This window comes from Kitasatospora sp. SC0581, assembly GCF_048159585.1.
Lineage (GTDB): Bacteria > Actinomycetota > Actinomycetes > Streptomycetales > Streptomycetaceae > Kitasatospora.
In genome coordinates, this window is sequence record NZ_JBLRWA010000002.1 from 136,353 (window position 1) to 157,166 (window position 20,814).

At 72.6% G+C, this 20,814-nt stretch carries 18 protein-coding genes; 8 read left to right on the forward strand and 10 right to left on the reverse strand.

Going from position 1 to position 20,814, the window contains the following annotated elements:
* Window positions 1-32: 32 nt before the first annotated feature.
* From ACLWS4_RS03730 to ACLWS4_RS03755, 6 genes are all read right to left on the reverse strand, one after another.
* Complete coding sequence (locus ACLWS4_RS03730; RefSeq protein WP_049652633.1) at window positions 33-377, reverse strand: MmcQ/YjbR family DNA-binding protein; 345 nt, start codon at window positions 375-377, stop codon at window positions 33-35.
* 159 nt (window positions 378-536) lie between these two features.
* A complete protein-coding gene (locus tag ACLWS4_RS03735; protein ID WP_380742954.1) occupies window positions 537-1,811 on the reverse strand; it encodes an acyltransferase family protein in 1,275 nt (424 codons plus the stop codon).
* Window positions 1,812-1,838: 27 nt separating this feature from the next.
* Window positions 1,839-2,963, reverse strand: coding sequence for an alpha/beta hydrolase (locus ACLWS4_RS03740; RefSeq protein ID WP_416873347.1), 1,125 nt, complete (start codon window positions 2,961-2,963; stop codon window positions 1,839-1,841).
* A 153-nt stretch (window positions 2,964-3,116) separates the two neighbouring features.
* Window positions 3,117-3,791 carry a response regulator gene (locus ACLWS4_RS03745; protein ID WP_049652627.1) on the reverse strand — a complete coding sequence of 225 codons (675 nt, stop codon included), beginning with the start codon at window positions 3,789-3,791 and terminating at the stop codon, window positions 3,117-3,119.
* Window positions 3,788-5,116: a sensor histidine kinase gene (locus tag ACLWS4_RS03750; RefSeq protein WP_117487556.1), complete on the reverse strand. Its 1,329-nt coding sequence runs from the start codon at window positions 5,114-5,116 to the stop codon at window positions 3,788-3,790. The genes ACLWS4_RS03745 and ACLWS4_RS03750 overlap by 4 nt, the downstream gene beginning before the upstream one ends.
* A gap of 116 nt (window positions 5,117-5,232) precedes the next feature.
* Window positions 5,233-5,919 (reverse strand): TetR/AcrR family transcriptional regulator, encoded by a 687-nt coding sequence (locus tag ACLWS4_RS03755; protein ID WP_049652623.1) that lies wholly within the window; start codon window positions 5,917-5,919, stop codon window positions 5,233-5,235.
* Between the two features lie 233 nt (window positions 5,920-6,152).
* Here ACLWS4_RS03755 and ACLWS4_RS03760 point away from each other — a divergent pair, with 233 nt between their 5' ends.
* Window positions 6,153-7,742 (forward strand): MFS transporter, encoded by a 1,590-nt coding sequence (locus tag ACLWS4_RS03760; RefSeq protein WP_416873548.1) that lies wholly within the window; start codon window positions 6,153-6,155, stop codon window positions 7,740-7,742.
* 89 nt (window positions 7,743-7,831) lie between these two features.
* Here ACLWS4_RS03760 and ACLWS4_RS03765 read toward each other — a convergent pair whose 3' ends face one another.
* Both ACLWS4_RS03765 and aceE read right to left on the reverse strand, forming a co-directional pair.
* The gene (locus ACLWS4_RS03765; RefSeq protein WP_079271734.1) at window positions 7,832-8,290 is read right to left on the reverse strand and encodes a nitroreductase/quinone reductase family protein; all 459 of its coding nucleotides are present in this window, start codon (window positions 8,288-8,290) and stop codon (window positions 7,832-7,834) included.
* Window positions 8,291-8,407: 117 nt separating this feature from the next.
* Window positions 8,408-11,158 (reverse strand): pyruvate dehydrogenase (acetyl-transferring), homodimeric type, encoded by a 2,751-nt coding sequence (aceE, locus tag ACLWS4_RS03770; protein WP_074000772.1) that lies wholly within the window; start codon window positions 11,156-11,158, stop codon window positions 8,408-8,410.
* Between the two features lie 517 nt (window positions 11,159-11,675).
* Here aceE and ACLWS4_RS03775 point away from each other — a divergent pair.
* The 5 genes from ACLWS4_RS03775 to ACLWS4_RS03795 all read left to right on the forward strand — a co-directional run bounded on the left by ACLWS4_RS03775 (window position 11,676) and on the right by ACLWS4_RS03795 (window position 15,682).
* A complete protein-coding gene (locus ACLWS4_RS03775) occupies window positions 11,676-12,119 on the forward strand; it encodes a DUF3052 domain-containing protein (protein ID WP_049652614.1) in 444 nt (147 codons plus the stop codon).
* Window positions 12,120-12,360: 241 nt separating this feature from the next.
* Window positions 12,361-12,819, forward strand: coding sequence for a peroxiredoxin (locus ACLWS4_RS03780; RefSeq protein ID WP_074000773.1), 459 nt, complete (start codon window positions 12,361-12,363; stop codon window positions 12,817-12,819).
* Between the two features lie 233 nt (window positions 12,820-13,052).
* A complete protein-coding gene (locus ACLWS4_RS03785) occupies window positions 13,053-13,628 on the forward strand; it encodes a TerD family protein (RefSeq protein WP_074000774.1) in 576 nt (191 codons plus the stop codon).
* A gap of 227 nt (window positions 13,629-13,855) precedes the next feature.
* Complete coding sequence (locus ACLWS4_RS03790) at window positions 13,856-14,434, forward strand: TerD family protein (protein ID WP_049652609.1); 579 nt, start codon at window positions 13,856-13,858, stop codon at window positions 14,432-14,434.
* Window positions 14,435-14,581: 147 nt separating this feature from the next.
* Entirely contained in the window at window positions 14,582-15,682 is a 1,101-nt protein-coding gene (locus ACLWS4_RS03795; RefSeq protein WP_049652607.1) for a DUF475 domain-containing protein, read from the forward strand.
* A 99-nt stretch (window positions 15,683-15,781) separates the two neighbouring features.
* On the opposite strand, the gene ACLWS4_RS03800 is transcribed toward ACLWS4_RS03795, so the two are convergent.
* Window positions 15,782-16,927 carry a DUF2637 domain-containing protein gene (locus tag ACLWS4_RS03800; RefSeq protein WP_049652606.1) on the reverse strand — a complete coding sequence of 382 codons (1,146 nt, stop codon included), beginning with the start codon at window positions 16,925-16,927 and terminating at the stop codon, window positions 15,782-15,784.
* A gap of 329 nt (window positions 16,928-17,256) precedes the next feature.
* Here ACLWS4_RS03800 and ACLWS4_RS03805 point away from each other — a divergent pair, with 329 nt between their 5' ends.
* Window positions 17,257-17,997 (forward strand): Tellurium resistance, encoded by a 741-nt coding sequence (locus tag ACLWS4_RS03805; protein ID WP_049652604.1) that lies wholly within the window; start codon window positions 17,257-17,259, stop codon window positions 17,995-17,997.
* 81 nt (window positions 17,998-18,078) lie between these two features.
* Here the strand turns inward: ACLWS4_RS03805 and ACLWS4_RS03810 are convergent, their stop codons facing one another.
* Window positions 18,079-19,245 carry a TerD family protein gene (locus ACLWS4_RS03810; RefSeq protein ID WP_416873348.1) on the reverse strand — a complete coding sequence of 389 codons (1,167 nt, stop codon included), beginning with the start codon at window positions 19,243-19,245 and terminating at the stop codon, window positions 18,079-18,081.
* A gap of 357 nt (window positions 19,246-19,602) precedes the next feature.
* On the opposite strand from ACLWS4_RS03810, the gene ACLWS4_RS03815 reads away from it, so the two are divergent.
* Window positions 19,603-20,811: an HpcH/HpaI aldolase/citrate lyase family protein gene (locus tag ACLWS4_RS03815; RefSeq protein WP_416873349.1), complete on the forward strand. Its 1,209-nt coding sequence runs from the start codon at window positions 19,603-19,605 to the stop codon at window positions 20,809-20,811.
* Window positions 20,812-20,814 lie beyond the last annotated feature (3 nt).

The window sequence follows — 20,814 nt, forward strand, 5'->3', positions numbered from 1 at the left end:
GAGGCCGGTGCGGCCGGTGGGAAGGGGCGCGCTCAGACCCCGGATTCGTCGAACGCGCGGACCAGGCGCTTCGGCGCCGTCCGCCGCCAGGCCTCGGTGACCAGGTCGCGCAGCTCGTCCCCGTCCACCCGGTCCAGCCGGACGCTCACCCAGCCGTGCCGGCCGACGTACGGGGCGGAGGAGAACACCTCGGGCTCGGCGGCGAGCAGTTCGGCCTGGTCCTCGGGGGAGGCCTTGACGGTGACGCGGTCCCCGTCGGGCGCGCCCATCGCGAAGATCCGGCCGCGCACCCGCAGCGTCTCGATGTCCCAGGTCGGTTCCTGGGCGGCCTCCGGCAGGGCCAGGGCCATCGTGCGGAACTCGTCGAACGTCACCATGGCGGCAGGGTAGGGCAGGGCACTGACAGTGCGCCCCCGGCGCGCGGCACGGCGCACCGGGGGCGGTGGGCGACGGCCGCTGGGGCGCGGACCGACCGGTCCACGCCCCAGCGACGGTGGTGCGCCCCGCCGTTCGGACAGGCCGCACCCGGCGGACCGTCACACCATGCCCAGCGCGTACGCCGCGAACAGCGCCGCCGCGGCCCCGGCCACCGCCTTGCCGCCCCGGGAGAAGGCCGTCCACGGGCCGTCGAACCGGCGGGTGAACCAGCCGACCGCCACCAGCACGGCGCCGAACAGCGGCAGCAGCGCCAGCCGGGCGAGCACCCAGCCGAGCGAGTCCGGCGCCGTGCTCAGCCCCGGGACGGCGCCCAGGGCGGCCGCGCCGGGCACCGCCACCGCGAGCATCGCGCTCTGGTGCCAGCAGAAGATCGTCATCGCCGACAGGTTGACCACCACGACCGGCAGCCAGAGCAGCGGACGGCCGGTCAGCAGCCGGCCCAGCCGCTCCCGCAGCAGCACCGCGGCGCCGCACTGGAACGCCGCCAGGGCGAGCACCAGCAGGGACGGCGGGTGCGAGTTGGTCCGCTCCGCCCCGGGCACGCCGACCATGCTGGCCGGGTAGTGGAAGACCAGCAGCAGCGCGGCGAACAGCGCGCCGCCGCCGAGCAGCAGCACCCGGGCCGTCGGGCGGCCGAGCCGGCCCTGCGCCCAGAGCACGCCCAGCTGGTAGCCGAACAGCCAGCCCGGCAGGATGTTCAGCAGCGCGACCCAGGACGGCACCGACCCGGCCCACGGCCCGTACCGCAGCAGGTCGACGGCGGCGACCGAGGCCACCAGCAGGCCCGCCGACCAGCCGCCCAGCCGGCGCCCGGCGGCCACGCAGAGCGGGGTGAGGGCCGTCAGCCCCAGGTAGACCCCGATGTACCAGAGCGGCTGCACCACCAGGGTGGCGCCGGTGCGCACGGTGTCCTCGGGGACGCCGAGCGCGGGCAGCAGCGGGATCAGCGCCGCCCAGACGGCCGCCACCCCGAGCACCGGGCGCAGCAGCCGGACCGCACGGGCCCGCAGCCAGCCGCCGTACGTGACGCCCTTGGCCCGGGCCCGCTCCAGCGAGCGGACCGAGGAGTGGCCGCCGACCAGGAAGAACACCCCGAGCATCTGGAGCACCCAGCTGAGCGGGGCGAAGAAGCCGAGGGTGGAGAGCGGGCTGGCGTTGTGCAGGGCGCCGTCGGGGGAGCGGGTGAAGCCGCCGAGCATCCAGTGGCCGACCGGTACGGCGAGCAGGGCGAGGGCGCGCAGCCCGTCCAGGGCGCGGTCGCGGTCGGCCGGGGTCTTCGCGTCGACCCGCGCGGCGGCGCGGCGCAGGGCGGTGAGCGGTCCGGCGGCGAGCGCTCGGGGGGTACGGGGCGGGGCGGCGAGGGTGTCGGCCATGGTGGTGCTCCTTCCGGTGCGGGCGGGTCAGGCGCGGCCGAGGGCGACGGCGGCGTAGGCGGCGAGGGAGGCGGTGCCGGGGGCGAAGTAGCCGGTGTGGCCGTGGGATCCGGCGGCGGGCAGCGGGCGGGCGCCGAAGCCGGGGGCGGTCGGGTCGGCGCCGTGGCCGAGGCCGAACAGCCGGACCTTGGGCACGTCGCCGATCCAGTCGGAGTCGTTGCGGGCGGTGGCCCAGAGCGGGACGCCCGGGTCGAGGTCGGCGGCCGAGCCGACGCCCATGCCGGGCGAGCCGAGCACCACCACGCCGGAGGCCTGTGCGGGGGTGGGGCGGGCCAGGCCGCAGACCACCGAGCCGTAGCTGTGGCAGAACACGGTGGGCGGGTCCTGCGGGCGGGTGGCGACGGCGAGTCCGTCGAGCAGCCGGGTGAGGCGAGGGGCGCCGGCCCGGGCCAGGTCCTCGGTGGCGGCGTCCAGGCCGAGGCCGAGCGGGGTGGTGTAGCCGGCCCAGGCGATCACGGCGGTCCGTCCGCCGGTGGCGTCCAGGAGCGCCCGGGCCATGCCGGCCGGGGTGCCGTACGGGTCGCCGGCGCGGTCGAAGCGGAGCAGGTCGGTGTCGGAGCCGGGGACGATCACGGCGGTGCGGCGGGCGGTGGCGAGGTCGCCGTACACCTCGGCGACCTGGCCGCGGCCGCGCGGGTCGAAGGCGAGGATCCGCCGGCCGCCGTCCAGCAGGGCGCGGTAGCGCTCGGCGCGGGTGCGGGCGGCCTCGTGGTCCTGCGGGGTGAGGGCGGGGTCGGCGGCCCGGGCGAGTTCGCGGGTGCGCTCGGCGGTCAGGGCCAGGGCGTTGGCCCGGTACCGGAGGGCGACCGGGGCGCCGTCCAGGTTGCCGACCACCAGCGGGTACCGGGCGGTCAGGGCGTCCTGCCGGGCCGGGTCCAGCCCGGCGAAGAACGCGGCGACCCGGGCCGGTTCGGTGGTGGCCGGGTCGGGCAGCCGCAGGCCGAGCGAGGTGTCGGCCGTCCACGCGGCGCTGCCGGGCGGCGGGCCGGTGACCGGGGTCTGGGTGTCGGCGGCCCAGCCGCCCGCGCCGAGCATGATCGCCACTGCCACCGCGGCGCCGGCGATCGCCCGCCCGGCTCGAAACCTGCGCATGTCCCTGCTCCTTCCTCGTCCGTTCGGCCGCCGACTCGGTTCGGCTTCCGACGAGGAGGAAGGTAGGAATGCGACGGCCCCGCGGACGTCACACCGCGGGGCCAACTCCCGGGTGCTACCCGGGTATCAGAGGAGAGGGCGAACAGCTGCCGGTTACTGACCCGGTGTCACCAGGCCGGACTCGTAGGCCAGGATCACCGCCTGGGCGCGGTTGTGCAGGCCGAGCTTGGCGAGGATGCGCCCGATGTGGGTCTTGACGGTCTGCTCGGCGAGCACCAGCCCGGCGGCTATCTCCTGGTTGGACAGGCCGCGGGCGATCAGCTCCAGCACCTCGGTCTCGCGCGGGGTCAGGCCGTTGAGCCGCACCTTGGGGTCGCGGCGCCTGGCCGGGCGGGTGCGGGCGAAGTCCTCGATCAGCCGGCGGGTCACCGAGGGGGCGAGCAGCGCCTCGCCGGCCGCGACCACCCGGACCGCGGCGATCAGGTCGGCCGGCGGGGCGTCCTTGAGCAGGAAGCCGCTGGCCCCGGCGCGCAGCGCCTCGTACACGTAGTCGTCCACGTCGAAGGTGGTCAGCATCAGCACCTTGGGCCGGTGGGCGCCCGGCACGGCCGGTTCGAGCAGCCGCCGGGCCGCCTCCAGGCCGTCCATGACGGGCATCCGGACGTCCATCAGCACCAGGTCCGGGTGGGTGCGGCCGTTGACCTCCAGGGCCTGGGCGCCGTCCGCCGCGTCCCCCACCACGTCGATGTCGCTCTGGGCGTTGAGCAGGGCCGCGAAGCCCGCGCGCACCATGGCCTGGTCGTCGACGATGATCACGCGGATGGTCATGCGGTGGTCTCCTGGGGGGTGTCGGTGTCGGGGCGGTCGACGGGCAGGACGGCGGCCACCTTGAAGCCGCCGTCCGGCAGCGGGCCGGTGTCCAGCCTGCCATCGACCAGCCGGACGCGTTCACGCATTCCGACCAGCCCCTGCCCGGTGCCCTCGACCGAGGCCTCCAGCGACTCGGTGCGCTGCGGCGGGGGCGCGTTGACCACCGTCACCAGCAGCGCCGGGCCGTCCGTGCTCAGCGACACCCAGGCCCGCGCGCCGGGGGCGTGCCGCACCACGTTGGCCAGCGCCTCCTGCACGATCCGGTAGGCGGACAGGCCGACGGCCTGCGGTGCCTGGTCCAGCAGGTCCACCAGGCCCGGTTCCACCGTCAGTTCGGCCGGTACCCCGGCCCGGCCCACCGTCTCGACCAGCTGGGCGAGTTGGCCCACCCCGGGCTGCGGGGCCCGCTCCCCGCCGGACTCCTCGCTGCGCAGCACGCCGAGCAGCCGGCGCATCTCGGCCAGCGACTCGCGGGCGGTGCCGGCTATCGCGGTGAACTCCTCGGCGGCCTCGTCCGGCACCCCGGTGATCCGGTACGGCGCGCTGGCGGCCTGCACCGCGATGACCGACATGTGGTGCGCGACCACGTCGTGCAACTCCCGTGCGATCCGGGCGCGTTCCTCCAGCAGGGTGCGGCGTTCACGTTCGACCTCGCTGATCTGCTCCTGCTCGCTGAGCAGCCGGCGCGCCTCGGCGCGGTCCCGGACGGCCCAGCCGAGCAGCAGCACGGCGCCGCTGAGCGCGATCAGCAGCATGGTGGTGCCGTCGCCGGAGCGGGGCAGGCCGAGCGTGGTGGTGAGCGCGGTGAGCGCGATGGTGGCGAGCCAGACCGAGAGCAGGGTGGCCCGGCTCTCCCGCAGCGCCAGGGCGATCAGCAGGAAGAGGTACGAGAGGATCATCGGCGCGGTCCACGGCCAGGTGCCGCCGTCCTGGTCGTACCGGGCGGTGATGGTGGCGGTGGCGACCAGGGTGCCCGCGCTGATCCACCAGGCGGCCAGCGGCCGGGTGATGGCGAGCAGCAGCGGCACCGTCTGGGCGACGGTGAGCGCGCCGGCCACCGGGAGCACCAGGCCGAAGAAGCCGACCAGGGTGGCGATCCCGGCGGGGATCAGCGAGGACAGCATGATCAGGACGACGGCGTACGGCAGCCGGCGCACCCAGCGCCGGGGCGACGTTCCGAGCAGCGGGGTGTGGCCGCCGCTCGGGGTGGTCAGGTGGTGTCGGAAGGTGCCCAGCAGGCGCAGGGCGTGCGGGCGGAGGTCGGCGGCGGTGAGGTTCTTCATCGCGCGCCAGCCTAGGAGGGCGGGGCCCCGCCGGGCGTCGCACCGGAGCCCGATTTTCCGGGTGCTACCGGGGTACCGGGTGATACCCCGGTATGACGCGGGTGCGCGGCCGGGTACTACGCGCGGTCGTGCCAGTGGCCGGCCAGGGCCGGGCCGAGCTGGTCGAAGTGACGCTCGATCACCGCGACCATGCCCTCGGGGCCGGCCGGCTCGTGCTCGGCGCTCCAGGAGAGGTGGGCCAGGCGCAGCAGTCCGCCGAAGACGGCGGCGAGCACGGCCGGGCGCAGGTCCTCGGCCGGGTCCAGGCCCTCGCGTTCGGCGAGCACCCGGACGACCAGCCGCTCCTGCTCGTTGACCCGCCGCAGGTGGGCGGCGAGCAGCGGGGGCGTCTCCTCGATCATCCGCATGAGTTCGAGGGCGCTGTGGATCGAGCCGGGGCCGGCGGCCTCCTCGCTGCCGAGGTCGTGCCAGGCCTTGACGATCGAGGCGCGCAGGGCCTGGAGCGGGGTCTCCTCGGCCGGGCGGTGGCGCAGGCACTCCATGAAGTAGTCCTCGGCCACGGCCATCACGGCGAGCGCGACCTCGTCCTTGTTGGCGAAGTAGCGGAAGAAGGTGCGCTGGGAGACGTCGACGGCGGAGGCGATCTCGTCGACGGTCGTCCGGGCGAAGCCCTGCCGGAGGAAGAGCACGTGGGCGGCCTGGATCAGGGCGTACCGGGTCTGCTGCTTCTTGCGCTCGCGCAGTCCGGGCGTGCGCCCGGGGCCCTCCGGGGCGGCGGTGGTGCGGGGGGTGTGAGCGGCCATGAGCAGGGGCCTTCCGGAGGGCTGGGTACGGCGGTGGGAGCACGATCCTAGCGCTCTGACAAATGTCAGTTATGGCCAGAAGTCACTGTTTGCCGAATGTCAGCGGCTGACATAATCTGCCGAGGTGGCGCCCGTCGGGCCGGGGCACCTGTGGGGACGGGTGGGCCGGGGCGCCACGACCACGTCCTGCACCCCAGCCACGCCCCCGGAGGGCCCTGATGAGCCAGTCCGTCGTGAAGAACTCCGAGGCGGACGCACCGCCGCCGCCGAACCCGCCGTCGGGGGGCGGCCTCAAGGGGCACCCCTGGCTGACCCTGCTGACCGTCGCGGTCGGCGTCATGATGGTCGCGCTGGACGGCACGATCGTCGCCATCGCCAACCCGGTGATCCAGGAGAAGCTGCACGCGGCGCCCGCCGAGATCCAGTGGGTCACCAGCGGCTACCTGCTGGCCCTGGCGGTCTTCCTGGTCACCGCCGGCAAGATCGGCGACCGCTTCGGCCACAAGGCCACCTTCCTGGTCGGCGCGGTGGGCTTCGCCGTGACCTCGGCCGCGATCGGCTTCGCCGGCAACATCCAGACCGTGATCGCCTTCCGGGTGCTCCAGGGCCTGTTCGGCGCGCTGCTCCAGCCGGCCGCGCTCGGCCTGCTGCGCGGGGCCTTCCCGGCCGAGCGGCTCAACATGGCGATCGGCATCTGGGGCGGCGTGATCGGCGCCTCCACCGCGGCCGGCCCGATCGTCGGCGGCCTGCTGGTCGAGCACGTCAACTGGGAGTCGGTGTTCTTCATCAACGTCCCGGTCGGCCTGATCGCGCTGGCGCTGGGCCTGTGGATCCTGCGGGACGTCCGCGCCGAGAAGGCCGCCAAGTCCTTCGACCTGCCCGGCATCGCGCTGCTCTCGGTGGGGATGTTCGCGCTGGTCTTCGGCATCATCAAGGCCCCCGAGTGGGGCTGGGGCGACGGGCGGACGCTGCTGTTCCTGGGCGGCGCGGTGGTCCTGATGGTGCTGTTCGCGCTCTGGCAGGGCAAGGCCCGCGAGCCGCTGGTGCCGCTCGGCCTGTTCCGCTCGGTGCCGCTGTCGGCGGGCGTGCTGCTGATGGCGCTGATGGCCTTCGCGTTCTTCGGCGCGATCTTCTTCGTGACCTTCTACTTGCAGAACGTGCACGGGATGAAGCCGGTCGACGCCGGCGTCCACCTGCTGCCGATGACCGGCATGATGATCGTCGGCTCGCCGCTGGCCGGCCTGGCGATCGGGAAGCTGGGCCCGCGCATCCCGATCGTGGCCGGGATGCTGATCACCACCATCGCGATGTACGGCATGTCCACCCTGGACACCGGCTCCGGCAACGGCGTGATGTCGCTCTGGTTCGTCCTGATGGGCCTCGGCATCAGCCCCGTCATGGTGGGCGCCACCGAGGTGATCGTCGGCAACGCCCCGCTGGAGCTCTCCGGCGTGGCCGGCGGCCTCCAGCAGGCCGCGATGCAGGTCGGCGGCAGCCTCGGCACCGCGGTGCTGGGCGCGCTGATGGCCGCCAAGGTCGGCGACGTGCTGCCGGGCAACTGGGCCGGGGCCGGGCTGCCGCCGGTCGAGGGCGCGGCGGGCGAGGGCCTCAAGCAGGCCGCCCAGCTCGGCATCGCCCCGCCGGCCCCGGCCGGCACCCCGCAGCAGGCGGTGGACGCGATGGCCGGCGCCGTCCACGAGTCCTTCGTGAGCGGCATGTCGCTCGCCTTCGCGGTGGCCTCGGTGGTGGCCCTCGCCGCCGCCGCGCTCGGCCTGCTCACCCGCCGCGGCACCACCGACGCGGGCCCGTCCGTGCACATCTGACGGCCCCACGGCCCCGCCGCACGCCACGGCCCCGGACTCCTCGGAGTCCGGGGCCGTCGTGGTGCCCGGGCGGCGGGCGCCCCTGTGCGTCAGGCGCGGCTGAGGGCCACCAGCGGGACGGTCCTGGCGGTGGTGCGGTAGCCGGCGAACTGGGGCTGGGCGGCGATCTGACGGGCCCAGAGCGCGTCGTGCTCGGCCGGGTCGACCGGTGCCGCCAGGGCCGGGTAGCGCTCGGCGCCGACCTCGACGGTCACCTCGGGGTGGGCCACCAGGTTGCGGTACCAGAGCGGGTCCTGCTCGCTGCCGCCGTTGGAGGCGAAGACCACCAGCCGCCCGCCGTCCGGAAGGTAGACCAGGGGAGTGGTGCGCGGCTCGCCGCTGCGGGCGCCGACCACGGTGAGCAGGAGGACCGGCGCGTCGGCGAGCGGGCCGCCGACGGCCCCCTGCCGGGTGCGGAACTCCGCGATCACGTTCCGGTTGAACTCGCCCGCGCCGTCGGCGGGTTCGGGGTGCCGCCCGGAGGGCCCGGGCCTCGTCTCGTCGGTCATGACGCCGAGCCTAGGACCTCACACCGGTGTGAGGGGCAAGAACACGACGGACGGCGAAGGGCCGGACCCCCCGTGCGGGAGGTCCGGCCCCTCGGTGCCTCAGGGCCTACCGGCCGGTCAGGCGTCGCCGCCGGCGGCGCCCGGGTCGGCCGCGGTCACGTCGAGCAGCTGGTAGCGGTCGATCGCGTCCTTCAGCGCCGAGCGGTCGATCTTGCCCTGCTTGGCGAGCTCGGTGAGCACGCCCAGGACGACCGACTGCGCGTCGATGTGGAAGAAGCGACGGGCCGCGCCACGGGTGTCGGCGAAGCCGAAGCCGTCGGCGCCCAGCGACTGGTACTGACCCGGCACCCAGCGGGCGATCTGGTCCGGCACCGCGCGCATCCAGTCGGACACCGCGACGACCGGGCCCTCGGCACCCTGGAGCTTCTGCGTGACGTACGGCACGCGCTGCTGCTCCTCGGGGTGCAGCAGGTTGAACTCCTCGGCCTCCACCGCGTCGCGGCGCAGCTCGTTCCAGGAGGTCGCGGACCAGACGTCGGCCTTGACGTTCCACTCCTCGGCGAGGATGCGCTGGGCCTCCAGGGCCCACGGCACGGCCACGCCGGAGGCGAGGATCTGGGCCGGGATCTGGCCCGCGGTGCCCGGCGCGTACCTGTGCAGACCCTTGAGGATGCCCTCGACGTCCACGTTCTCCGGCTCGGCCGGCATCTTGATCGGCTCGTTGTAGACGGTCATGTAGTAGAACACGTCCTCGCCGTGCGGGTGCTCGGCGCTGGAGCCGTACATCCGCCGCAGACCGTCCTGGACGATGTGCGCGATCTCGAAGCCGTACGCCGGGTCGTACGCGACGACGCCGGGGTTGGTCGAGGCCAGCAGGTGCGAGTGGCCGTCGGCGTGCTGCAGGCCCTCACCGGTCAGCGTGGTGCGGCCGGCGGTGGCGCCGATCACGAAGCCGCGGGCCAGCTGGTCGGCCATCTGCCAGAACTGGTCGCCGGTGCGCTGGAACCCGAACATCGAGTAGAAGACGTACACCGGGATCAGCGGCTCGCCGTGGGTGGCGTAGGACGAGCCGGCGGCGATCAGCGAGGCGGTGCAGCCGGCCTCGGAGATGCCGTCGTGCAGCATCTGGCCGGTCGGCGACTCCTTGTAGGCGAGGAGCAGGTCCCGGTCGACCGACTCGTAGGTCTGGCCGAGCGGGTTGTAGATCTTCGCCGACGGGAAGAGCGAGTCCATGCCGAAGGTGCGGTACTCGTCCGGCGCGATCGGCACGAAGCGGTTGCCGATGCCCTTGTCCCGCATGAGGTCCTTGAGCACCCGGACGAACGCCATGGTGGTGGCGATGGTCTGGTTGCCGGAGCCCTTCTTGACCGCCTTGTAGGCGTCGTCGCCGGGCAGCTCCAGCTTCCGCGGGCGGACCTTGCGGGTCGGCACGTAGCCGCCGAGCTCCTCCCGGCGGTCGTGCATGTACTGGATCTCCTCCGAGTCGCGGCCCGGGTGGTAGTAGGGCGGGTAGCCCTCGTCCAGCTGCTTGTCGGTGATCGGCAGGTGCAGCCGGTCGCGGAAGCGCTTCAGGTCCTCGACCGTCAGCTTCTTCATCTGGTGGGTGGCGTTGCGGCCCTCGAAGTTGGGGCCCAGCGTCCAGCCCTTGACCGTCTGCGCCAGGATGACCGTCGGCTGGCCCTTGTGCTCGCGGGCCGCCTTGAACGCCGCGTAGATCTTCTTGTGGTCGTGGCCGCCGCGACCCAGGTGCTGGATCTGCTGGTCGGTCATGTTCTCGACCATGGCGCGCAGGCGCAGGTCGCCGCCGAAGAAGTGCTCGCGGATGTACTGGCCGGTCTCGGTGGCGTAGGTCTGGAACTGGCCGTCCACCGTGGTGTTCAGCTTGTTGACCAGGACGCCGTCGCGGTCCTGCGCGAGCAGCGGGTCCCAGGAGCGGTCCCAGACCAGCTTGATCACGTTCCAGCCGGCGCCCCGGAACTGGGACTCCAGCTCCTGGATGATCTTGCCGTTGCCGCGGACCGGGCCGTCCAGGCGCTGCAGGTTGCAGTTGACCACGAAGGTCAGGTTGTCCAGGCCCTCGCGGGCGGCCAGCGAGAGCTGGCCGAGCGACTCGGGCTCGTCCATCTCGCCGTCGCCGAGGAAGGCGTAGACCTGCGAGTCCGAGGTGTCCTTGATGCCGCGGTGCTCCAGGTAGCGGTTCATCCGCGCCTGGTAGATCGCGCCGAGCGGGCCGAGGCCCATCGAGACGGTCGGGAACTCCCAGAAGTCCGGCATCAGCCGCGGGTGCGGGTAGCTGGAGAGGCCGTACGGGGCCTTCGACTTCTCCTGGCGGAAGGCGTCGAGCTGCTGCTCGGTGAGCCGGTCCAGCAGGAAGGCGCGGGCGTAGATGCCGGGGGAGGCGTGACCCTGGAAGAAGATCTGGTCGCCCGACTCGCCCTCGGCGTCCTTGCCGCGGAAGAAGTAGTTGAAGCCGACGTCGTAGAGCGACGCGGAGGAGGCGAAGGTGGCGATGTGGCCACCGACGCCGATGCCGGGGCGCTGCGCCCGGGAGACCATGACGGCCGCGTTCCACCGGGTCGCGTTGAGGATCTTCCGCTCGATCTCCTCGTTGCCGGGGAAGAACGGCTCGTCCTTGGTCGCGATGGTGTTGACGTAGTCCGTGCTGCGCATCTCGGGCACGGCGACACGCTTCTCGCGGGCGCGCTCGATCAGCCGCAGCATCAGGTAACGGGCACGCTCACGCCCCCGCTCGTCGATGGCCGCATCGAGCGACTCCAGCCATTCCGCGGTCTCCTCGGGATCGAAGTCCGGGACCTGACTCGGAAGGCCGCCAATGATGATCGGGTTGCGATCGGATCCGGAAGCCACGCTGTTCCTTCACTGTCGGTCGAAACTGAGGTGTGTCGCGCCGCCTCCATCGTGCTACCGCGCTCGGAGATCCGTCATCTCTACCGATCGGTAACCGTCGCGCCCGGTGGGCGGTCCGGTCTGGTGGTGCGCGGTGCGGGCGTCTCCGTCCGCTCCGCACACCCCCGGGTGTTACGAAAAGAGGTGGTCCGACCTGGTGTCCCGTCCGCCCGATGGCGGGCGGCCGGGGTGAGGGCCAACAGGAGACTCTACGCCCGCGCACGCGCGGACCCCGAATGCCGTTCGCATCTCGGGCACACGTACGGCCTGTGGGCCGGGACCACCCGAAGCATCCTCGGACCATGCAGAAAAGGGCAAATCGGTGTGATTCCCGACACGTCCCACGGCGTGTTCCGGTGCGACACGTCAACCTTTGGAGGGGATCGGGGGTCGGGTACTTGCGCGAACCGCCGCGCCCGTGTGGACTACGGCCACAGCCTCGGCATGGATGCCGAGCCGAATACTGGAGGTTATTCCCGTGAGCGCGACCGCGGACCCCGCGGACAAGTCCAACCCGGCGACCCGTCTCGGCTTCGAAGAGGGCCAGATCATCCAGGAGCTGGGGTACGACGAAGACACTGACCAGGACCTCCGCGAAGGCATCGAGGAGCTCACCGGGACGGATCTCGTCGACGAGGACTACGACGACGTCGCCGACGCCGTCCTGCTGTGGCACCGCGACGACGACGGGGACCTCACCGACGCCCTCGTCGACGCGCTGGAGTACCTGGCGGAGGGCGGCCTCATCTGGCTGATGACGCCCAAGACCGGGCGGGACGGCCACATCGAGGCGTCCGACATCAACGACTCGGCCAAGACCGCCGGTCTCTCCCAGACCAGCTCGATCAACATCGTCAAGGACTGGGCGGCCACCCGGCTCGCGACCAAGTCCACGGCGAAGCAGAGCGGCGGAAAGCGCTGAGCGGGCTCTGAAGTCCCCGCACCGGGCCCCGCCGGAGGAACCCCCTCCGGCGGGGCCCGCTGCATGCCCGCCGCCCGCCCGGGGCCCGGCCGGCGCTCCGGACCGGCCCGTTCGCGGACGGCGAACGCGGCGGGCCGCGGCCGCCCGCCTCATCCGTTCGGCGGAACGGCCGTAAACGAATGCGAGGATGTGGCCTGCCGCGCCCGCCGCGCGGCGCGCTCGCGTCAGAAAGGTCCCGTTCATGGCCATCGAGGTCGGCACCCAGGCTCCGGACTTCGAGCTCCGCAACCAGCACGGCGAGTCCGTCCGGCTCTCCGACTTCCGCGGCCGGAAGAACGTCGTCCTGGTCTTCTACCCGTTCGCCTTCACCGGCGTCTGCACCGGCGAGCTGGGCGCGATCCAGCGGGAGCTGGCGGGCCTGCAGAACGACACCGTGCAGGTGCTCGGGCTCTCCTGCGACTCCCAGTTCTCCCAGCGGGTCTTCGCCGACCGGGAGGGCCTGGAGTTCCCGCTGCTGGCCGACTTCTGGCCGCACGGCGAGGTCGCCCGCGCGTACGGCGTCCTCGACGAGGAGCGGGGCTGCCCGCTGCGCGGCACCTTCGTGGTCGACACCGCCGGCGCGGTGCGCTGGAGCGTCGTCAACGGCCTCCCGGACGCCCGGGACGAGCAGGAGTACCTGAAGGTGCTCGCGGCGCTCTGAGGCCCCCGCCGGGGGCCCCGGACGCGTCCCGGGCGCGCCCGCCGGGCCCCTTCGGCGCCCGCCGGCCGGGTGCCGTGGGGCCGTGTCCGGCCTGATCAGGGGTGCGGGCGGGAACCCCGTACTACGCTCGGGCCGTTGGCGGGGTGGGACGCGGGGGCCGATCGGCCTCCCGCCGCCCCGGACCGCACCACCGGGGGCACCACTGGACGTGCCTCCCGATTCTTGGAGGACTAGTGGGAGTCAGCCTCAGCAAGGGCGGCAACGTCTCGCTCACCAAGGAGGCACCCGGCCTCACGGCCGTGGTCGTCGGCCTGGGCTGGGACGTCCGGACCACCACCGGTGCGGACTTCGACCTGGACGCCAGCGCCCTGCTGTGCAACGCCCAGGGCAAGGTCGCCTCGGACGGCAACTTCGTGTTCTTCAACAACCTGAAGAGCCCGGACGGCTCGGTCGAGCACACCGGTGACAACCTGACCGGCGAGGGCGAGGGCGACGACGAGGCGATCAAGGTCAACCTGGCCGGCGTCCCGGCGGACGTGGAGAAGATCGTCTTCCCGGTGTCGATCTACGACGCCGAGACCCGCAGCCAGAACTTCGGCCAGGTGCGCAACGCGTTCATCCGCGTGGTGAACCAGGCCGACAACTCGGAGCTGGCCCGCTACGACCTCTCCGAGGACGCCTCCACCGAGACCGCGATGGTCTTCGGCGAGCTGTACCGCAACGGCAGCGAGTGGAAGTTCCGCGCCATCGGCCAGGGCTACGCCTCCGGCCTGCGCGGCATCGCGCAGGACTTCGGCGTCAACGTCTGAGCCGTCGCCGGCGCCCTGCGGCGCGGGCTGCGCGCCGTTCTCCCGGGGCGGCCCCAGACCTCCGTGGTCCGGGGCCGCCCCGGCTTCGTCCGACCCGGTGCCGTGCTGGTCCGCGGCGCTGCGAGGATGTGAGTTCAGGAAGTTCAGCCGACCAAAGCCGGTCGGCCGGGGCCGCGGGGGACTACACCTGGATGGCGCCCCGGGAGAAGCAAGGGAGGAAGAACGTCATGGTGGTCACGCTTGCCAAGGGTGGCAACGTCTCGCTCACCAAGGCCGCGCCGAACCTGACGCAGGTTCGGATCGGCCTCGGCTGGTCCGCCCGTTCAACCACGGGCGCCCCGTTCGACCTCGACGCGAGCGCCCTGATCTGCGGTGGCGGGCGAGTGCTCGGTGACGAGTACTTCGTCTTCTACAACAACCTCAAGAGCCCCGAGGGCTCGGTGGAGCACCAGGGCGACAACCTCACCGGCGGCGACGACACGGGTGACGACGAGGTGGTCGAGGTCAACCTGGACCTCGTCCCGGTGCAGGCCGACAAGGTGATCTTCGCGGTCTCGATCTACGAGGCCGAGGCGCGGCTCCAGAACTTCGGTCAGGTCCGCAACGCCTACATCCGGGTCGTCAACTCGGTCGACGGCCAGGAGATCGCCCGGTACGACCTGTCCGAGGACGCGTCCAGCGAGACCGCGATGATCTTCGGCGAGCTGTACCGCTACGCGGGCGAGTGGAAGTTCCGCGCAGTGGGCCAGGGGTACGCCTCCGGCCTGCGTGGCATCGCGCTCGACTTCGGCGTGAACGTACAGTAAGGGCGGAAATCGGACTTATCGCACCCGACCCGATCATGAGAACAGAGGGCAGTGCGGGGGTGGCCTGACCGGGCCCGGCCCGGTCAGGGCGTCTCGGGTACGAGGCCGACCCCGGCACGGCCAAAACCCGAAAGGTAGCCAACTCCCGTGTTCCTCCGCACATTCGGCTGGTCGCTCGCGATCACCGCCATCGGCCTGGTCGCGGCCGGACTGCTCTGGGGAGCCCAAGGCTTCGGCATCGTGCTGATCCTCTCCATCCTGGAGATCTCCCTGTCGTTCGACAACGCGGTGGTCAACGCCACGGTGTTGAAGCGGATGAACCCGTACTGGCAGAAGATCTTCCTGACCGTCGGTGTGCTCATCGCGGTCTTCGGCATGCGCCTGGTCTTCCCGCTGCTGGTCGTCGGCCTCACCGCGAAGCTCAACCCCACGACGGTCATCGACCTGGCGCTGCACTCCGACAAGACCCACGACGGCCTCACCTACGGCCAGTACCTGGAGGCGGCCAACCCGGCCATCGCGGCCTTCGGCGGCGTCTTCCTGCTGATGATCTTCCTCGACTTCATCCTCGGGGAGAAGGACTACAACTGGCTGTCCTGGATCGAGCGCCCGCTGGAGAAGGTCGGCAAGCTGGAGGCCTTCTCCACCGTCGTCGCCCTGGTCGCCCTGCTGCTGGCCTCCAACTTCTTCGCCGGGGAGCACGCGGAAACCGTTCTGCTCGCCGGTGTCCTCGGCCTGGTGACCTACCTCGCGGTCAACGGCCTCTCGTCGATCTTCGAATCCGGCCTGGAGGCCGAGGAGGAGCGCGAGGAGGAGGCGGAGAAGTCCGGCAAGTCGATCATGCAGGTCGGCGGCAAGGCCGCGTTCTTCCTCTTCCTCTACCTGGAGGTCCTGGACGCCTCGTTCTCCTTCGACGGCGTGGTCGGCGCGTTCGCCATCTCCAGCGACATCTTCCAGATCACCCTGGGCCTCGGCATCGGCGCGATGTACATCCGCTCGCTGACCGTCTTCCTGGTCCGCAAGGGCACCCTGGACGACTACGTCTACCTGGAGCACGGCGCGCACTACGCGATCGGCGCGCTGGCGGCGATCCTGCTGGTCGGCATCAAGTTCCACATCCCGGAGATCGTCACCGGCCTGATCGGCGTCGCCTTCATCGGACTGGCACTCGGCTCGTCGATCCTGCGCAACCGGCGCGAGGGCGCCGGCGAGGACGAGGAACCGGAGCTGGTGGGCAGCGGCAAGTAGCCGCCCACGCGGTCCGCAGGACAAGCGGAAAGGCCGCCCCCGGGGTCTCCCGGGGGCGGCCTTTCCCGTGCTTCCTGGTTGTCCCCGGGGGACGCCCGGTCAGCCGAGCTGCTGCTCGATCGCGCGCAGCTTGCGCTCCAGCGAGTCCAGCTTCGGCATCGACAGGGTGTCGTCGTCGGCCGTCAGGTCGATGGTCGAGTCGCTGCGGGACGACCCGGTGCCGGAGGACGCGTACGAGGAGGACGCGTACGAGGAGCCGACGGCGGCGCGCGGCCGGCGGCCGGCGTCCAGGGCGGCCGGCTCGAAGGAGTCGGCGGACCGGTGCGAGTCCGCGTACGAGGAGGCCGGGGAGGTCGAGGTGGTGGCGTCGGTTTCCGCGGCTAGGGCAGGCTCCGTAGCGCTCGGGCCGTCTCCGGCAGCCGTGAGGGCGGGAACCTGGCGGCCGCCGCGGCCCCGGGCGAGCATGCCGCCCTGGCGCGAGATGGCCTTCAGCTCGGCCCGCTCGCGGCGGTCGGCGGTGCGGGCGCGGGCCTTGGCGTCCAGCTTCGCCTGACGCTCCTCGCGCACCTCCTCGACCGCCTCGTCCAGGCTGCGGACGTTCTCCAGCAGCATCAGCGACCAGGCCGCGTAGGTCTCGCGCGGGGCGCGCAGCCAGCGGACGATGCGGATCTGCGGCAGCGGGCGCGGCACCAGGCCCTGCTCGCGCAGCGCGGCCTTGCGGGTCTGCTTCAGCGCGCGGTCGAACAGGATCGCCGCCGAGATCGACATGCCGGAGAAGAACTGCGGGGCGCCGTCGTGCGACACGCCGCGCGGGGCGTGCACCCAGTTGAACCAGGCCGAGGCGATCGCGAACACCCAGACCAGCAGGCGCGAGCCGAGCGCGGCGTCACCGTGGCTGGCCTCGCGGACGGCGAGCACCGAGCAGAACATCGCGGCGCCGTCCAGGCCGAACGGGACGAGGTACTCCCAGCCGCCGGACAGGCCCAGGTTCTCCTTGCCGAAGCCGACCAGGCCGTGGAAGGAGAGGGCCGCGGCGACGCCGGCGCAGCAGAACAGCAGCGTGTACGAGGAGATGCCGTAGATCATCTCCTTGCGCCGGCGGCGCTCCTCGCTGCGCTCCCAGGAGTCGCCGGACTCGTCCTTCTTCGAGCTCTTGAAACGCAGCGTCGCCAGCAGGACGGCGACGAACAGCAGGGCTGCGCCGCCGATGACGGTCCAGACCAGCTGTATGGAGGTCAGGTTCATTGCGGGTCGGGCCTCGGGTTTCCGCAGGGGACAGGATCACAGCGCGACACAGGTGGTCAGGGCCCGCTGTACGGGCACCGCCTGACGGTCGGTTCGTCGCCGCACGGCATGCCCGCCGCACCCGCGCAGGGGCGGACGGGACGCCTGTGCGGCTAGACGATATCGCGTCCGAAGGGGCGGCATGTTACGGGAGGGCGGCTTCCTCCTGCCAATCGACCCGCCGGTTGGATAGGGGAGGGGTGGACGGGGTATCCGACGGCCGGGCCGATGCCCGATCATTGGTCGGCGGACCGTCAGAACGCCTGGCGGGAGCAGGGGGAGAGGACGGCATGGTCTCGATCTGGGAGTACCTGCGCGGGGACAAGAGCTACACCTTCGACAACCCCGGCGGTCAGCACAAGGTCATACTCACCAAGTCGACTCCGCAGCACGCGATCACCGGGTCGGCCGCCACCACCGGCTACCTCTACGTCAACCTGCACTGGACGATGAGCGCCGGGGGCTCCCGCCGGCCGAGCGCCCGGGAGTCCGTCAAGCGGTTCTTCAGCCCGCGGATCCTGCGGCCGCAGGACCCGGACTCGCCGCAGAACAGCGAGCCGATGAACGTCGACCTCGACCTGGCCTGCATGTACGAGCTCTCCGACGGGAGCACCGGCGTGGTGCAGCCGCTCGGCGGGCTCTTCGGCGACCTCCAGAACGCGCCGTACATCAAGCTCAGCGGCGACGACCAGTACGGGGCGCCGTCCGGCGAGACGATGTACGTCAACCTGGAGAAGAAGGACAAGTTCAAGCGGCTGCTGATCTTCGTCTACATCTACGACGGCACGCCGGCCTTCGAGCAGTCGCACGCGGTGGTGACGATCGTGCCGCAGACCGGGCCGCGGATCGAGATCAAGCTGGAGGAGCGGGCCCGGGCGGCGCGCTCCTGCGCGGTGGTGCTGATCGAGAACGCGGGGGACAACCAGCTGACGGTGCGGCGCGAGGTGCGGTACGTCAACGGGTTCCAGGCGGACATCGACCGGCTGTACGGGTTCGGGATGCAGTGGCAGCGCGGGTACAAGGGCGACTGACGCCGGCGGGCGCGGCGGTTCCACGGCGGAGGGCGGTGCGCGCGGCGGGGCCGGGGTCGTCCGGCGGCCCCGCCGGGGGTGTCAGCGGGGCTGGAACTGCGGGCCCTGCGGGGGCAGCGCGAACTCCTCGCCGGTGGGCGCCGGGGGCTGGGCCGTCGGCGGCTGCGGCGGGACGGGCGGCTGCTGGCCGGTGCCGGGCTGCGGGTAGCCGTAGCCGGCGGGGCGCTGCTGCGGCGGCGCGGGCTGGTTCTGCTGGGGGTACCCGTAACCGCCCGGCTGCTGCTGGTAGGGCTGCTGGCCGGTGCCCGGTTGCGGGTAGCCGTAGCCGCCGGTGGGCTGCTGCGGCGGTGCGGGCTGCTGCTGGGGGTAGCCGTACCCCGTGCCGGGCTGCTGGGGGTAGCCGTAGCCGGTGCCGGGTCGGTTGCTCGGGGGAGCGGTGGGCGGCGGGGGCACGGTCGGCGGGGCGGTGGGCGGCGGCGGGGTCGCCGGCGCGGGCGAGGCGTTCGCGGCGGTGGCCGGGGCCGGTGCGGTGGCCGGGGCCGGGGTGGGCGGTGACTGCGGGACGGCCGGGGCCAGGGTGAAGGTGCCCGGCTCGGGGGTGGTCGAGCGCGGGTCCGGCAGCGGGGTGCTGCGCGGGTCGAACGCGCCGGACGGGCCGGACGGGGCGGGGGCGGCGCCGAGGGCCTGGTCGGCCTCCGCCTCGTCGTCCACGGTGATGCCGAAGTCGGTGGCGAGGCCGATCAGCCCGGAGGTGTAGCCCTGGCCGATCGCCCGGAACTTCCAGGCCCCGGACCGGCGGTACAGCTCGCCCGCGACCAGGGCGGTGACGTTCTCGGCGTCGTCGATCGCGAACTCGGCGAGTGCGGGGACGCCCTCGCCGGCCGTGGCGTCGAAGAGCAGCAGGCGCAGCCCCGGCACGGCGCGGAACGGCCCGCCCTCGGAGGAGCCGGCCAGCACCACGCGGTCCACCTCGGCGGGCAGCTTGCCCAGTTCGACCTCGACCGTGTCGATGATCTCGGCGCCGCCGGAGGTCTGCTGCTTGGGCAGGTGGCGGACCAGGCCGGAGGGGTGGCGGGGCTGGTTGTAGAAGACGAAGTCGGCGTCCGAGCGGACCTTTCCGGAGGCGCCGAGCAGCAGCGCGGACGCGTCCACGTCCGGCGCACCGGGCGTGGCGCTCCAGCGCAGCACGGCGCGGACCGCCGCCGCCGGCAGTGCGATGTTGGCGCCCTTGGCCATCACGTGCGTCATAGCCGACCATCCTGCCTGTTCGCCACCCCTTCGGACAACGTGACCGGACCGGTCCGCGCGGAGTCGGACTTTGCCAAGACTTGCGCTTTCCGAGGTTTGCCGCCGTCGTTTCCGGGATGGGGTCTCGATGCGCCCATGATCGTCCAAGTGGACCGGGATGTTCCGGGAGTTCAGTGCCGGGGAACCGGGACCGGCCGGATCCCGTCCGTACGATGGGCGGTCGAAAGGTCTCCGGGGGTTCGGCGGAGGGGCGTCCGGCGGCGGCGTGCCCGGGAACCTTGGCGCCCGGTCGGCCGGTTGACCAGGGTGTCGTCGGCAACGGGCCGGGGGCCGGTCCACTTCCTGGAGGAGAGCACCTTGCGCCATTTCGGCCACCTCGCCGAGGACGTACGCGGCCGGCTCTTCCTGGAACAGCCGCGCCCGTTCAGCGCGCGGAGCGGGCCGGAGGTGATCGCCACCGCCCTCGGCGGCACCCTCTACAGCCCGGCCACCAGGCCCGCCCTGGCCGCCGACATCCGCAAACTCGCTGGTCGGGGCGTGGTGTCGATGGTGCTCTGCCTGGAGGACGCGATCGCCGACCACGAGGTGGACGCGGGCGAGCGGAACCTGGTCGAGCAGTTGAATGACCTGGTCAAGGATTTCACCGACTGTGCACAGAGCCACCCCCTGCTCTTCATCAGGGTCCGCAGCGCCGCCCAGATCCTCGACCTGGCCGAGCGTCTCGGCCCGGCCGTCGAACTGCTCAGCGGCTTCGTGCTGCCGAAGTTCACCCCGGCGAACGGCGGCGGGTACCTGGCCGCGCTGGCCGCCGCCGAGGCCGCGACCGGGCGGCGGCTGTTCGCCATGCCCGTCCTGGAGTCGCCCGAACTCGCCCACCTGGAGACCAGGCGGGAGCAGCTGTTCGGCATCGCCGAGCTGCTCGCCGCCCACCGCGAACGGGTGCTCGCCGTCCGGCTCGGGGTCACCGACCTCTGCTCCGCGTACGGCCTGCGGCGCTCGCCCGACCTCACCGCGTACGACGTGGCGCTGGTCGCCTCGGTGATCGGGGACGTGGTCAACGTGCTCGGCCGGGCGGACGGCACCGGGTACACCGTCACCGGACCGGTCTGGGAGTACTTCCCGGTGCAGGAGCGGATGTTCAAGCCGCAGCTGCGCCGGACCCCGTTCGCCGGGGCCTCCGTCCCGGCCGCGGCCGGGGTGCTCCGGGCCTCCGGCGAGGAGGTCCGCCGGCGGATCATCGAACACGACCTGGACGGGCTGATCCGGGAGGTCGAACTCGACCGGGCCAACGGCCTGCTCGGCAAGACCTGCATCCACCCCAGCCACGTACCGGCCGTGCACGCCCTCTCCGTGGTCACGCACGAGGAGTACTGCGACGCCCGCGACATCCTCCGGCAGGAGCAGGACGGCGGCGGGGTACTGCGCTCGGCGTACACCAACAAGATGAACGAGGCCCGGCCGCACCGGGCCTGGGCGGAGCGGGTGCTGCTGCGGGCGGAGGTGTTCGGGGTGGCCCGGGAGGACGTGAGCTTCGCCGAACTGCTGTCGGCCTGCCTGTGCGGCTGACGG

What these genes read in the sequence shown, in the direction of transcription:
- ACLWS4_RS03790 (WP_049652609.1), top strand. Translation starts at nt 13,856, where the DNA reads ATGGTGGTCACGCTTGCCAAGGGTGGCAACGTCTCGCTCACCAAGGCC.
- ACLWS4_RS03745 (WP_049652627.1), bottom strand. Translation starts at nt 3,791, where the DNA reads ATGACCATCCGCGTGATCATCGTCGACGACCAGGCCATGGTGCGCGCG.
- ACLWS4_RS03740 (WP_416873347.1), bottom strand. Translation starts at nt 2,963, where the DNA reads ATGCGCAGGTTTCGAGCCGGGCGGGCGATCGCCGGCGCCGCGGTGGCA.
- ACLWS4_RS03810 (WP_416873348.1), bottom strand. Translation starts at nt 19,245, where the DNA reads ATGACGCACGTGATGGCCAAGGGCGCCAACATCGCACTGCCGGCGGCG.
- ACLWS4_RS03765 (WP_079271734.1), bottom strand. Translation starts at nt 8,290, where the DNA reads ATGACCGACGAGACGAGGCCCGGGCCCTCCGGGCGGCACCCCGAACCC.
- ACLWS4_RS03750 (WP_117487556.1), bottom strand. Translation starts at nt 5,116, where the DNA reads ATGAAGAACCTCACCGCCGCCGACCTCCGCCCGCACGCCCTGCGCCTG.
- ACLWS4_RS03735 (WP_380742954.1), bottom strand. Translation starts at nt 1,811, where the DNA reads ATGGCCGACACCCTCGCCGCCCCGCCCCGTACCCCCCGAGCGCTCGCC.
- ACLWS4_RS03805 (WP_049652604.1), top strand. Translation starts at nt 17,257, where the DNA reads ATGGTCTCGATCTGGGAGTACCTGCGCGGGGACAAGAGCTACACCTTC.
- ACLWS4_RS03800 (WP_049652606.1), bottom strand. Translation starts at nt 16,927, where the DNA reads ATGAACCTGACCTCCATACAGCTGGTCTGGACCGTCATCGGCGGCGCA.
- ACLWS4_RS03730 (WP_049652633.1), bottom strand. Translation starts at nt 377, where the DNA reads ATGGTGACGTTCGACGAGTTCCGCACGATGGCCCTGGCCCTGCCGGAG.
- ACLWS4_RS03780 (WP_074000773.1), top strand. Translation starts at nt 12,361, where the DNA reads ATGGCCATCGAGGTCGGCACCCAGGCTCCGGACTTCGAGCTCCGCAAC.
- ACLWS4_RS03755 (WP_049652623.1), bottom strand. Translation starts at nt 5,919, where the DNA reads ATGGCCGCTCACACCCCCCGCACCACCGCCGCCCCGGAGGGCCCCGGG.